Source organism: Marinagarivorans sp. (genome assembly GCF_982758155.1).
Genome location: NZ_CEXWTU010000119.1, coordinates 1 through 14,540, shown reverse-complemented (window position 1 = coordinate 14,540; position 14,540 = coordinate 1). Strand labels below are relative to the sequence as shown.

Here is a 14,540-nt window from a genome sequence, read left to right as displayed (position 1 = left end):
AAGCGTCAGGAACGCTTGCATAGCGCCCAAGGATGGCTTGAGCGGCCCAGAAAATGGTCAGTTTGCCGGCCTATTTCTGCATGGCTGAATAGTTACAAACTTTATAAAACTAACAGTCAATATTAAGGGGCGAGGAAACGATAAATGCATTAATGCTGATCAGCCACGTATAACGGAAATTAACCAAGCTAGCCTCACTGTTAGCATAAGTACTTATCCCGCCTCCTGTTCCCACAAACTATCAAGCCCCACTCATCGCTTAACTCAAGAAACCCTTGCCCGAAGAAATCACATGTAATATGATAATCCGAAACTTATTACATGTAATGGATGTATCTATGCTCTCAATCATTTTGGCAGGTTTGGTTTTTGTTGTTATTGCGGTGTTCCCCGTGATGTTTGCGGCTAAGAAGCTAGGGGCAGAGAAAAGTGGCTTGCTAGATGCTTTTATAGCGCTAATTGTAGGAAGCTTGGCGGCAGGCTTAATCGCCCCGCTACTGCCAGCAGCACAAACTAATGAAATTGCAGGGTTTGCGTATACGCTATTAATTACCGGCCTTGTGTACAAATATTTATTGCGGGCAAGCTATCTCATTGGTGTACTCATAGCCCTTATGGCATGGGGTATTCAGCTAATGATTGGCTTGGTTTTAAGCGCTATATTTTAATCCATACGGGTGATACTAAGACAGTACTCAGCAACGACTCAAGTAATGCTGAACGAGGGGAGTGACCCAAATAGCGCTAGCGACTCGTCGCGTGACTCTCGACGATATGGCCACCCAATATTTGAATGTTTTTGTAACCAAACCGTAGCTGCCCCGGCCTGCGCTCTAGCACCGGGCTCGCCAAGGAGGCCTGCGGGAACGCGGTACTCACCTGCTTTCTAATTCTGTAAATATGAATATTCACATGCGTTTCTGGTAAACGCAGTAAGCGGCTTAATTCCTCGCTGTACATCCAGCCTTGCTCGCCTTCCGGTAGCGCGGCATCTTTCAAGCGATGCCTAGCTAGAATTAAAAGCAAATAATGATGACTGCGCTCCCCCAGAGAAACACTTTCATCATTAACCGTAAGGTCTAACGAAACATGCTCTTCGTTTTTGCTAACATTAAAAACAACCTGTATATCACAGGCCACCGGTGTTAAAACATCACGTATTTCCTGCGTTTCGGCCGACGGCCTTGCATCCATAAACCGCCAAAAACGCCCCTCTACCCCCACTAAATCGCCACTGCATAATGTTGTAGTACGGCCATCGGTCTCGCATAACCAATCGCCTTCTGGCGATTCAAATAACTGTACGGTTGGCTCATCATCCGAAGGCAATCCAACCAAGCCCGTTAGTTCAACATCCATAAGGCCGGGGGTTTGTGATACCAAACGGCTCACTGGCGCATCACTGCTTTTAAGACTCCAAACGGAATTAGCAATACTACCAAATTGGAGCTTATCGCCTTTTTTCAAAACGGCACTTTCACTCTTCTTTAATAAGCGTCCGTTAATGTAAGTTCCGTTAGTGCTGCTGTCCTTAACTAACCATTGCAATCCATTCCATACAATAAGTGCATGTACACGTGAGACATTCGCTTCTGGTAGATGCGTATGCGCATTATCGTTGTGTCGCCCAATAACATGCTCTGTCAGCAATAACACTCTTTGCGCTGTCGAGATATTTTCAATAACCGCCATAACCGACCCCTTACAACACGCGATAATTTCTTCATTTTTATTATTAGCCAGAGAATCAACACTCTGGCGCTTAAGTCATCTTAACACCCGCTAACAACAAACCGATGACCCATTTCTTGTGTGTACAATAGCTTATACCTATACCACCCAAGACGTTAGGGGCGTGCACGAAATAAGTTGCTGGAGTTTGGGTTTGTGGACGCTTGCTTGGCGAGGCGAAAATATTTGCAATAGCCTGCTATTGCTAATATTTTTAACGAAGGCAAGCGTGCACCTAGGAATTCAAAAACGGGAAGTTATTTCATGCACATCCCTTAGAGGCTGCCGTTATTTTTAACCCTTAAAATGTGTAATAGTGGCGGTAAAGCTTGAGCGTTTTGATCTACGCCTATTTTCACAACGGCATCACACATTAGGCACCCAATTATAGTCGCTATTAACTATCAACAACTCGATAATAAAATCACAAAAATAAAAACGAGCCCAATATGCAAACGATATCCTAAAGCCTTAGCGTATTCATTATTGTTCAATCTTCAATATCTAAAAGCGATTAAAAATAGTGCCTCGCACCTTTTTCGCACCAAATAATTGCAGCGACTCACCCACGAGGCCCCCTATGCAGGACACCCTTTTACCACCAACTGATACCCATCGCGCTGCAATAAATAAAACATTGCCAAACTACGAAATTTTAGACCCCTTAGGTGAAGGCGGCTTTGCGGAAGTCTACAAAGCACGCCAGCTGAATACAGGCCAGATTGTTGCTATCAAACTTCTAAAATTGGGCAACCAAGAGGCCGGCCATAAACAGCGCCAACTAGATCGCTTTGATCGAGAAGCCCAACTGTGTGCCCAGCTACATCACGCTAATATTGTGCGCGTACTGGATAAAGGAAAAACCCAGGAAGGCGATGCCTTCGCTGTTTTTGAATACGTACCGGGGTTAACACTTAAGCAACTACTGGATGAAAAAGGAGCACTCTCAGCCGTAGAAACAGCACTGCTTATGGGCCAAGTTCTAGATGCCTTAGCCTGTGCGCATGCATTGGGCATTGTGCATCGCGACTTAAAACCGCAAAACATCATGGTGACAACCACTGGGGCCAGCCAGCAAATTAAGCTACTGGATTTCGGCATTGGCGCCTTCACCCCCGAGGCACGGCAGCTGGACTACAAAAGCCTCACCATGACGAAAGAAACCATAGGGACGCCAACTTACAGCGCCCCCGAACAATTGCGCGGTGAGCCGCCCACCTGTAAAACAGACCTTTACGCTTGGGGCTTATTGTTTATTGAATGTTTAACTAATGTACCCGCCGTTAATGGGGCCAGCCTTGCCGCCGTGTTCGCTAAACAACTCAGCCCCTCGAACGTGCCACTACCGGCAGCCGTTGTTGGGCACCCCGTTGCCGAACTGCTACGCAGGGTACTCAGTAAAAATACTAACGAGCGTGCAGGCGATGCCGCCGAAGTTTATCGATCGTTAAAAAGTTTGAATTTCTCAACACTGGTTGGCGACCTGCAGCAGCAACCCGGCCATGCACTCGATAGGCAAACGCAAACGGGCGACGCCACCCAAGTCAATACTATGCCGCTTTATGCAACGGGTAACACACGAAGTAAGCAAATTACCGCTTTATGCTTATCGCTAGAAGTGGACGCCCAAACAGAAACAACTCAAGACCCAGAAATTATTGATGCTTTCTATCGCGACCAAAAAGCACAGTGTACCGATATTGCAATTCGCTACGGCGGCTTTTTAGCCGGTGAAGTGGGCGACACCCTACTCTTTTATTTTGGCTACCCCATAGCCAGCGATAACGACAGCCGCCTTTGCGCTCGCACAGCACTCGACCTTGTAAGCTTAATTCACAAGCGCAATTCTCTCCTTAAAAAAACACAAGGCATACAAACTCACATTCGGCTCGGGGTTCATACGGGCTTGGTCCACATTTATGACGACGCCACCCCCGAAGGCCTAACACCGAATACGGCCATGCAATTAGCGCGTGAAGCAAACCGCAATCAAATACTCTGCTCCGACAATTCACGTCGGCTGCTTGAAAACCATATAGCCTTCGAACCACAGCCCGCAAAAGCCTTAACACTCCTGCCCCAATGCGAACACATTTACTCCTTGCAGGCCGAACGACAAGTTGAGGCCATTGGCTTTTTACGCGGCACACGCAGTAACAACAGCTTTATTGGCCGTGAAACCGAACTGCAATCATTACTGGCCTTTTCGCGTAACGAAGGCCGCGAGCAACTTGTTCACATATACGGTGAAGCCGGCATTGGAAAATCACGTCTTATTTACGAATACAGAAACCACCTAAAGGCATTCAACCAATATACCGCGCAGTGTTTGCCAGAATATCAATGCAATGCGTTGTATCCCATTTTAAAAATCGTGCGTCATCAATATGCCCTGCACTCGCATAGCCACGAAGCCAGCTTTGAACATCTCACGCAGGTTTTACAGCGTTATAACGTTGAGCGAGTGAATGATTCACTGGCAATTCTTTACGCCTGGCTCGGCTTAGAGCTTCCACCGCATATTGGCGAAACCTCGCTAGCACAGGATTCCCAAAAAGGTTTGTTGTTCAACACCCTAGCCGTGCTGCTTTGCCACGCCGGTGAAGACGCCACTCGCTCACTGTATATTTTCGAAGATATGCACTGGTCAGACCCCACCAGCATCGAGTTTATCGAGCACTGGTTGAAGCACAAAAACTACATTAATAGCCAGCATCTCCTCGTAAGTACCTCAAGGCAGGCACTGCCAACCAAGCTCAGTACGCTAATAACGAAAGAGGTAAAAATAGAGCGTCTAAGCCAAGCTCAAACCGCCGAATTTTTGGCCACGCTATTTAACAACACCGCGTTAGCCACAGAAGTGTCCAATACGATTATTGAACGCACCGATGGCATCCCTTTATTTATCGAGGAGCTTACCAATATGCTCCTGCAAAAAGGGCTGGTACATACCGTCAATCACACGGTGGAGTTCACCAGCGCCAATAGCCTAAAAGCCATACCTAACAATTTACAAGAGTCGCTACAACAAAAACTCGACAGTCTCATTTACGCCAAAGAAACCGCGCAACTTGCAGCATCGATAGGCCGCGAGTTTGACTACAGCCTTTTAGCGTGTGCCTCTAACTTTGATGAAGAGCGCCTACAGATAGACCTTAACGAACTGATTGAATCAGGTTTGGTTTATGTGCAAAGAAATGTAGACGGCAACTGTTACATTTTTAAACACGCACTCGTTAAAGATGCCGCATACGATTCCACGCCCCCCTCCCACCGCAAAGCCACTCACTTGCGCATAGCCTTGTCTATGGAAGACAACGCCAATATAGCGAATAAAGAGCCACTCATTATCGCCCAACATTTTGCCGGTGCAGAAGATTATCAACGTGCGGCGCGTCATGGAATCGCAGCCATTAGCCGCTCATCTAAAAATTGCGCTTATCAAGAATCTCAAAAAATTGGCGCAACGGTAGCACAATGGATTTCAGCAATATCATCTGAAGATAAAAAATTACTGACTGTAAGTCTTAATACTAAATTAATCCCCGTAAAACGAATGATTGAAGGCTGGGGTGCCAATAGCATTAAACACAGCACAGAAGAATCTTTAGCGCTAATTAGCACATTACGCAGCCAAAACACAGAAGGCCTTAATGCAACGCTCGACGAAGCCCAGCACATATGCGAACTGGCGTTACTGCTGTACCACCACTACCAAGGTAACCGGGAAAAAGCCCGAGAATTTGGCGAGAATTTACTCGAAAAAATATTAGTGTCTGGCGACCGCGTTAAAGAAGTTATGACGCTCAGTATTTTAGGCCAAGCCTATTTCTTTGAGGGTGAATTTGAGAAAGCTAAGCCCGTATTATCACGTGTTATTGCGCTATACGATGCCGAAAAAGATACTCATCTACACGAAGAGACGGGCTTTGATCCGTTTAACTTTGCTACCGGTAACTTAATGTGCATAGAAGCTATTACCGGCAACCACACACACGCTAAGCACCTATATACACGCTGCATACAACACGCTAAACAGACAGAAAACATCTCCATCATCATCGTAGCGTATACCTTTGGCACATGCTTATTTTTAATTCTTAACGACTTAGAAGCCATGTCTAAATGTACTAACGAAGTTATAGATACCTACGGCGATAGCATAAAAAGCAACTGGATTTACCGTAATTTTTACATGATGCATGATTGGACGCGCAACCAATATAAGCAGTCTGAGACCACCGTAAAAGAAGATGTCGCTAGCGGCCAAGACAGCTTTTTGTCGTGGTATGTGCCAGCGCTTGCCGACACTTACATCAACCATGGATTTTATGACAAGGCTGTCACACTCATGGAAGATTCCGAAAAACGCTCTGTGAGTTCTGGCGAGAACTGTATATTACCAATCACCTATCGCTATCTTGCAAAAGGACATTACAAAAAGTCCGAAAAGTCGACTACATTAAGTGAGCGCTATTTTTCTATCGCTATCGAGCACGCCAAAAATAGCGGCAGTAAATGGCTTGAATTTCTTGCTAGCCTAGAGCTACTCAAGAGCAAGCCTAGCGCAGAGGTTTCAGCGGCATTAGCCAAGCGAATGAAGGATTTAATCAAGGACATGCCTGGCACGCAGGAGAATTATTGGGTTTGTGAATTTGAATCAATCAACTTACCAACTAATGAGGGCTAAAATATGAGTAATACCTTTAATTTATCGCATTTATCATCAGAAAGTAACTCTGAAGTCAGCATCACAGAACATGGCACAAAAAATGTTTCAATATCGTCAGAAGTGATTAACGAAAACTTCATCGATATCGACAACATTAGCCGTCAATATTTTCAGCTAATGATAAAACTGAATGAATCACCCGAGTTACGCAGCTTCTTTTCAAAAGAAATTTACAGCGATCGCACGTGGGAATACCTACCTGCCACAGGGGAAATAATAGCCGAGAACTATAAAAGTGCTGCTTATTATGGCCCAACCGGCAACGACACCCTAACAAGACACTTCATGAGTGACGGGCTTGTAATTTACAAAGTCTATTCAGATAAAAACCGAAGTACGCTTGAGTCGGTTGTGGTGATCACAGGTCCAAACCAAGAAGACCCCATTAATCAAAAAGCAAGCTGCTATTTAAACGACGTTAAAAAGGAAGATCAAAAGCAGATCGATATTGTGATTCGCTGGGGCGGTTGCGGCATGATTATTGGCGAGACCGTAAAACTGCAATTAGACCCTAACATTGTATGGCCTAAAGTAGAGATTCACGGAACATCAGACGGTTCTGAATTCAAAGTCGCGGTAGAGAACTTAGCGAATCAAGTTGGCTGGCGTGATACTCAACCCGATACCGGCGAAGATTCTTTCGGTATTGGAAAGTCAGATAAAAACTTCGAGCAAGGCTCGACCAAAGTCGTATTAGAAATTGGCGGTAAAGTAGAGCCCTCGACAAAGAGTATTGTATTAACGCTACCCTATACCTGTTCATCATTTGATGTATTAACAGGCATTAAAATCAACGGCGAAGAAGAAATTCTTTTGTACACTACCTAAAGTAGCTGGCCTAGTCACACTACAATTTCCTTAATAGGCATTAAAAATAAGGTGCTTCATGAAACAAAAAATATTTATTTGTGCTGCACCTTCTATTTACGCCATCAAGAACACTGGCATCATCCTATCAACATTCAAAGAAGATACGTTAATTGAAGGAGCCATAATCCCTTCGATTTTTTCTTTGCTCAATAAAACACCCAAAAACACACAAGAGCTCATCGAGCACTTTAACGATGTATATCCGCCCGCTAAAGTTGTCGGTATCACCCAGCAGCTCATTGCAATGAAGTTACTGGGGTTTCAAGAAATACCCCAACGTCAAAACGCCGAACTTGAAACACTCATAAATCAGTTACAGCCGATATTCAAGCAGCCCATTAATACACTAGCGCCATCGACCACTTTCTTTGAGTACTGCGTTTTAAAGGGTGCCGATGAGAATACCACCCCCATCAATGGGTCAGACAACCGCATCCTCATTGCACCTAACACGCAGATATGCCAAGCATGCATTAATTCTCGGCTATTATCGCACCGCCCGCTGTTAAAATTTGTGGCCGAACACAAAGAAGATGTCGAGTTTATTAACCGCAACCCTTCGCCGCAGTTACCAGTACCGGCCATACAAAAACTGTTACAAAAATATGAAGGCCAATTAGATGCGCATTTATTTTGGGATATCGATTTAACAACCGGCGATGCTTTACCTTTTGAAGTACAGCCCCTTGGTAGCTGTAAAAAATGCAATGCCCTACAGCCAGCCATACCAGCTATGCTAAACAACATAGCTACCCTAAGAACAACAAAAACACAGGGGTTTAGAGTTCGCACACTGGAAGACACGCTCAAAAGCCTAACCCCGCTCGTGCATCCCATTGCCGGTATTATTTCGAAGTTAGAACCTTACCGCAGCTTAGAAAACGAGCTAGTGTGTAATTATTCCTCGGGCCGTAATTTAGCTTTTTCGAGCACTAGCCGCTTTTGGTTAAACAACCATTTACGATCGTCCAGTGGCGGCAAAGGTAAAACCGCATTGCAAGCCCAGGTGGGAGCACTTTGTGAAGGTGTTGAACGCTACTCTATGGTTCATCAAGGCCAGCCTGCTGAAATGTCGGCACCTTATAACCCTACAAGCAATACCTTTATTCATCCGTACAGCTGTTTAAATTTTAGCCCGACACAATATAAAAACCGAGATACGGCGAATACCGCAGCGAATTCTTTTCACCAACTAATACCAGCCTTATTTGATGAAAATGCAACACACGATTGGAGCAAGGCTTACTCGTTAACCCGAGATAAACCCTGTTTTATTTTAAGCGAAATTGCTTACGCACAATATTCCAATAAAGACGAAAACACATTTTACGCTTACCCCGATTCAAACGGCTGCGCGGCAGGTAATACCCATTTAGAAGCGATATTACAAGGCACACTCGAACTAATAGAGCGCGATGCCGCAGCTATTTGGTGGTATAACCGCTGCCTTCGCCCCCATATAGATATTGATTCCATTGGTAATGAATACCTTCAACGTGTACGCGACTATTACGATGATTTAAATCGCGCGATTCACATTTTGGACATCACAACAGATTTAGCAACGCCTTGTTTTGTGGCTGTGAGCTACAACAAAAAAACGCGAAAAGAAATCCTGTATGCCTTTGGTTGCCACGTAGACCCAGCAATAGCCATAGAGCGCTGCGTTATTGAATTAAATCAACTGCTTCCTGTTGCGCTCACCCAGCGCTCCAGCAACAGCGACCAATCACTTTATGCTTGGATAGATACACAAACTATTGACGAGCACCCACACTTAAACACCAACCAAGCATCGGCTATCGACTTCAAAACTGCTTACCCCAATAAGATTGAAATACTTGAAGAGGCCGTACTCACACTCATCGGTAATTTAGCCGAGCAAAGCATAGAGCTCATCGCGTTTGACCTTACCCAAAAAGACACCCAGTTACCCGTCGTTAGAATGCTAGCGCCAGGACTGCGGCATTTTTGGCGCAGAACAGCCGCCGGCCGCCTTTACGACACCCCCGTTAAACTCGGGTGGATTCCCACCGCACTGACTGAAGACACCCTGAATCCTCACAGTATTACGATATAAACACCAAGGGCAAAGCTAGACTAAAGGCAAGAAGCTAAGGAGATAGGCGAAATCGGCCTTACCAATAGCAATAACCGTGACGCCATTGGCAGACCAATTGGGAGGAGCATCTTATAATCAGCAGCTAAGGGGCGAGGCAATAATAGCTTGTCCAAATTAGACGCAGGGTCCTGTTTTTTCAGCAAGGCGCTCGAAGAGGCGCATGCCTGGGCCTGTAACGCTTCGAGCAACGCAGCTGAGGAAGCAGGAAACCAGTATTATTGGATAAAGTATTACTGCCTCGTCCCTAACACGCTGCTTTTACTGAGAATGCCATGAAACCAATGCTTTACGCCCCTATCTACTTACTTTTATTGTGCGGGTGTACCGGTGCCCCTGACGGCTCAAGCTCATTAAGCACCCCCTCTAGCACTCCTGTTAGCTCTCTATCCAGCAGTACTGCGCCCAGTAGCGATGTAAGTACAGCGAGTAGCTCGCCACAAAACAGCAGCACGCCGGCAATCAATTCAAGCTCTACTTCAGTGAGTTCAAGCAGCGCCGCATTAAGCCTTACCCTTCAAGAAACGCAGGCTGGTTTTTGCCAAATAGACGGCGTTGAGAACGAATCGGAGAATTCAGGCTTTTCCGGTAGTGGTTATGCCAATACAGACAATGCCAAGAACACCCAAATCACATGGCAAGTCGAAGCGTCTACCAGCGCGACATATACCGTGGAAATTCGCTTTGCAAACGGCGGAATAACCAGCCGCAGTGGCGAGCTGATGATTAATGAAGGAGTAAGCGGTACCTATAATGTCGAATTATCCTCGACAACAACATGGACTTCTTGGGCAACCGAAACCCTCACCGTTGATTTAATTCAAGGCACTAACACACTAACACTCACCGCTAGCAGTGACGATGGCCTTGCCAATATCGATTACATTAAAATATCCGGCGCAGCTGTTACCAGCGGTACTTGTGGGGGCCTAACAACATCGAGCGCGCAATCAGAAGCCACCTCCAGCTCAACATCTAGCGTTCCGCCAACAAACAACTGCGATGAAACCAGCGGTACCTCAGCCGACACCATTTATTATGTAGCGCCTAACGCATCAGGTAATGGCACTAGCTTTGATTCCGCGATGAATATTAGTACAGCACTTTCGGCGGTTAAAGCCGGTGAAATGATCTTAATGAAGCCCGGCACTTACACTATTCCATACAAAGCCAATACCAAAAATACCCTGGTATTGTCGAAGTCGGGAACGAGTAATAAGCCCATTAAAGTCGTTGCAGCAAATTGCGGCCGGGCCGTATTTGATTTTTCTTTCCCCGAACAAGCCTGGGTACAAGACTCGTTTGGCTTTGATTTATCCGGCAGCTATTGGTTCTTCAAAGGTATCGAAGTGACTCGTGCAGGCTACCAAGGCGTTTACGTTAAAGGGGCACACAATACCTTTGAAAATAGCGCCTTCCACAACAACCGCAACACGGGCTTTGAAATTAATAAAGGTGGCTCTTATACCACCGTGATTAATTCTGATGCTTACCGTAACTACGACCCCAAAAAAGACGGCAGCATGGCCGATGGTTTTGGACCAAAGCAAACCCAAGGACCGGGCAATACCTTTAAAGGCTGCCGCGCATGGGAAAATTCCGACGACGGTTTCGATTTATACGATAGCCCCGAAGTGGTCATAATCGAGGACAGCTGGGCTTTTCGCAACGGCGTAGATGTATGGCAATACGGTAATTTTTCGGGCAACGGCAACGGTTTTAAACTGGGCGGTAATCGCGCCCAAGCTAAAAATGAAATCTACAACTCTATTGCCTTTGGTAATCCACAAAAAGGGTTCGACCAAAACAATAACGCCGATGCACTAACGGTAATTAACAATACCGCTTACCAAAACGGCACCAACTACGGCCTGGGCAACACCATCGACACTGGCGACAAGCACTATTTGCGCAATAACATTTCGCTGGGTGCCGGCCAAGACCTTGGCACTGCAAACGCTAAAAACAACACCTGGGATAGCGGCCTAAGCGTAAGCTCAAACGACTTTATTAGCTTGGATTTATCCAAAGCCACAGTCACCCGTAACCCAGACGGCAGCCTGCCTAACACCGGTTTATTCCGCCTGAAACCCAATAGCCCGCTTATTGATGTTGGCTCTAACGAGGGCCGGAATTTTAACGGGAACGCACCGGATATAGGCGCGCTTGAGACAGAATAAAGGTTTTAGTGGGGGCGTTATTCAGCCAAAACAGTTACTTAACCGATTGGCCTCTATGCTTGATTTCGACACCATTAATCTTCGAGTACATAGGGATTATTCGCGAGCGCGTGAATATTCGCCCACATTATCTGCCCGGCAACCAACTGATTAACAATAATATCTAAGCTACCGTCCCCATCAACATCCACTATTCGTATTGGCCTAGAAGGCGAAAGCCCGTCGGTACGCGGAACCTTTAACAACCCCTTAGCGCCACGAGGGTCAAAACTAAAATTCAGCCGTGAATCTTCGCCGCTGCCATCCCCATTTTCAAAAAAGTAATACGCCCCAGAATTATTCGTGCTAACAATATCATTATCACCATCTAAATCTAAATCAGCAACGAGAAAACTACTTGCGCTATAGTTTACAGGAACTACCTTTGTATCCCGCGGGTACCCGAAGCGTAAAGCGTCATAATCAACCTTCGAAGAATCAACCCTCAAATAATCATCGAAATTAACGCCAAGATGAATCAAGGGTGTGCCAACAACATCCACCACTCCATCTTGATTAACATCTTGAATCGCTGCAGCGCCATAAGCATGATCCACCCAAAAATAACCTTGGTTAAACTTATTATCCTTACCCGAATTCATTACAATTTGTATGCGTTGCATCGAGAAAGCAGTATAAGTAAAGTCGATCCAGCCATCACCATTGATATCAGCAGCATGTAAGTTTGTCGGGTACGAAACACCGCCTAAATCATACTCATTGTATGCATTGCCATCCATATCAGTAAAAGTCATCAACAGACAATCATTTCCGCCACAATAAAGTATGTCTAAAATACTGTCGTTGTTAAAGTCTGCTACCTCTAACTCGCAAAAAAGAAAACAGCCAATACCTGCAGCCTTGATCACAACCTTTTCAAAAAGCTCATCACCACTCGTCACCCAAGCACCTTTGAGTAAAACAATATTGGTATCGGCATCAAAAGTAACAATATCTAAGTGCCCATCTTGATTAAAATCCACAATATCAATATCGTAAGATTTATATAGATCCGTAGCCACTAAAGACTCTTCAAAACCCTCATCGTGATTATTTTGATACCAATAGATATCGCCCTTGATACTTGCGGCAACGATATCAACATCCCCATCTTGGTCAACATCTGCGTAATTAATGGCGCTCAGATCTGCGAGCGAGCTATCGATAAAGTTAATTTTTACTGAATCATCACCTCTCAGTGAAGATTGGGCGCTAGAATCTAGAGCGCCATCACAGCCAACACAAAATAACACCAAGGCGGTAAAAGCTAACCTGCCTAACGACAAAATATATCGCACAATAGAGTACTCCCTCATAATTAGTATTGCGTAAACCATATAAGTACCATGATCGTTAAAACAAACATCACCTTAACGTATTCACTTAATAGCCCACGCGCACGACATCATAAAATGCGCCCACCACCAGCAACCCCACCAAATTATTAATACGAATGACCTGATCGATAAACGAGGACAGGCACTCGTCAAATGGCGACGAAAGGCATAAAGAACGCCAAACCTAAAACTATCCGCTATTTGACTCTTCAGCCAACATTATCTAGTGTTCAATTATAAATCACTGGATAAGTAACCATGACTCAACCACGTAGCCAATTGGTATCAATAGACGATACTCCTTTTTACAACATTACAAGCCGCTGCGTTAGGCGGAGCTTTTTATGTGGCTTTGATAAGGTTAACCGTAAAAGCTACGAACACCGGCGTGATTGGATAGAACAGCGAATTCGACTCTTAAGCTCAATATTCGCCATCGAAATCTGCGCCTATTCTGTGATGCATAATCACCTACACCTCGTCATCAAGCTCAACCCAGATGAAGCAACACAATGGAATATCGACGAAGCGGTAGACCGCTGGTGCACCTTATTCAAAGGCGCACCGATTGTGCAACGGTACCTTAAAGGCGACCCGCTCACTCCTGTCGAACGTGATGCCGTGAGCATTTGTGCCGAAAGCTATAAACAACGACTACAAAGCCTCAGCTGGTTTATGAAATGTTTGAGCGAACCTATCGCCAGGCAAGCGAATAAAGAAGATAACTGTACAGGCCACTTCTGGGAGAGCCGCTTCAAATCCCAAGCACTGCTTACCGATGAGGCTGTTTTGAGTGCCATGGCGTATGTCGACCTCAACCCTGTTCGAGCTTGTATGGCTGATACGCCAGAAGCCTCAGATTTCACCAGTATTAAAGGCTGCTCTATGGCATCCTGCCATCGCAGCATTAGTGCATCCTTGCACGTCAGCGTATTAACCCAGCCTTTGATTTAGCCGAAGGCATTAAACAGCAAACCGTACTCGAAGATAAAAGATAAACGAGGACAGGCACTCGTCAAATGGCGACGAAAGGCGTAAAAAACGCCAAACCTAAAACTATCCGCTATTTGACTCTTCAGCCAACATTATCTAGCGTTAAACCATAATGCACTGGATAAGCAACCATGACTCAACCGCGTAGCCAATTGGTATCAATAGACGATACGCCTTTCTACAATATTACAAGTCGTTGTGTTCGGCGGAGTTTTTTGTGTGGTTTTGACAAGGTAAACGATAAAAACTACGAGCACCGGCGTGACTGGATCGAACAACGCATTCGCCTCTTAAGCTCGATATTCGCCATCGAAATCTGCGCCTATTCTGTACTCCATCTCGTCATCAAGCTAAGCCCCAAAGAAGCCACGCAGTGGGATACTGACGAGGGGCTTAGGCGCTGGAGTTGTTTGTTCAAAGGCGCACCGATTGTGCAACGGTACCTTAAAGGCGACCCGCTCACTCCAGCCGAACGTGATGCCGTGAGCATTTGTGCTGAAAGCTATAAACAACGACTACAAAGCCTCAGCTGGTTTATG

The 14,540-nt window shown here is 45.5% G+C and carries 8 protein-coding genes and 1 pseudogene; 7 read left to right on the top strand and 2 right to left on the bottom strand.

Annotation, left to right across the window (positions count from 1 at the left end):
- Window positions 1–338: 338 nt before the first annotated feature.
- Window positions 339–668, top strand: coding sequence for a hypothetical protein (locus AC3A8L_RS13005; RefSeq protein ID WP_487962695.1), 330 nt, complete (start codon window positions 339–341; stop codon window positions 666–668).
- A gap of 76 nt (window positions 669–744) precedes the next feature.
- Here the strand turns inward: AC3A8L_RS13005 and AC3A8L_RS13000 are convergent, their stop codons facing one another.
- Window positions 745–1,692 carry an FHA domain-containing protein gene (locus AC3A8L_RS13000; RefSeq protein WP_487962694.1) on the bottom strand — a complete coding sequence of 316 codons (948 nt, stop codon included), beginning with the start codon at window positions 1,690–1,692 and terminating at the stop codon, window positions 745–747.
- 619 nt (window positions 1,693–2,311) lie between these two features.
- Here AC3A8L_RS13000 and AC3A8L_RS12995 point away from each other — a divergent pair.
- From AC3A8L_RS12995 to AC3A8L_RS12980, 4 genes are all read left to right on the top strand, one after another.
- Window positions 2,312–6,421: a TOMM system kinase/cyclase fusion protein gene (locus AC3A8L_RS12995; protein ID WP_487962693.1), complete on the top strand. Its 4,110-nt coding sequence runs from the start codon at window positions 2,312–2,314 to the stop codon at window positions 6,419–6,421.
- Window positions 6,422–6,424: 3 nt separating this feature from the next.
- Window positions 6,425–7,291 (top strand): hypothetical protein, encoded by an 867-nt coding sequence (locus AC3A8L_RS12990; protein ID WP_487962692.1) that lies wholly within the window; start codon window positions 6,425–6,427, stop codon window positions 7,289–7,291.
- A 58-nt stretch (window positions 7,292–7,349) separates the two neighbouring features.
- On the top strand, window positions 7,350–9,413 hold the full coding sequence (locus AC3A8L_RS12985; protein WP_487962691.1) for a YcaO-like family protein: 2,064 nt from the start codon (window positions 7,350–7,352) through the stop codon (window positions 9,411–9,413).
- Between the two features lie 314 nt (window positions 9,414–9,727).
- Window positions 9,728–11,632, top strand: coding sequence for a right-handed parallel beta-helix repeat-containing protein (locus AC3A8L_RS12980; RefSeq protein ID WP_487962690.1), 1,905 nt, complete (start codon window positions 9,728–9,730; stop codon window positions 11,630–11,632).
- A gap of 74 nt (window positions 11,633–11,706) precedes the next feature.
- Here AC3A8L_RS12980 and AC3A8L_RS12975 read toward each other — a convergent pair whose 3' ends face one another.
- Window positions 11,707–12,969: an FG-GAP repeat domain-containing protein gene (locus AC3A8L_RS12975; protein WP_487962689.1), complete on the bottom strand. Its 1,263-nt coding sequence runs from the start codon at window positions 12,967–12,969 to the stop codon at window positions 11,707–11,709.
- Between the two features lie 297 nt (window positions 12,970–13,266).
- Between AC3A8L_RS12975 and AC3A8L_RS12970 the strand changes: the two genes are divergently transcribed.
- On the top strand, window positions 13,267–13,962 hold the full coding sequence (locus AC3A8L_RS12970; RefSeq protein WP_487962688.1) for a transposase: 696 nt from the start codon (window positions 13,267–13,269) through the stop codon (window positions 13,960–13,962).
- Between the two features lie 170 nt (window positions 13,963–14,132).
- Window positions 14,133–14,540, top strand: a pseudogene (locus tag AC3A8L_RS12965) (transposase); the annotation flags it as partial.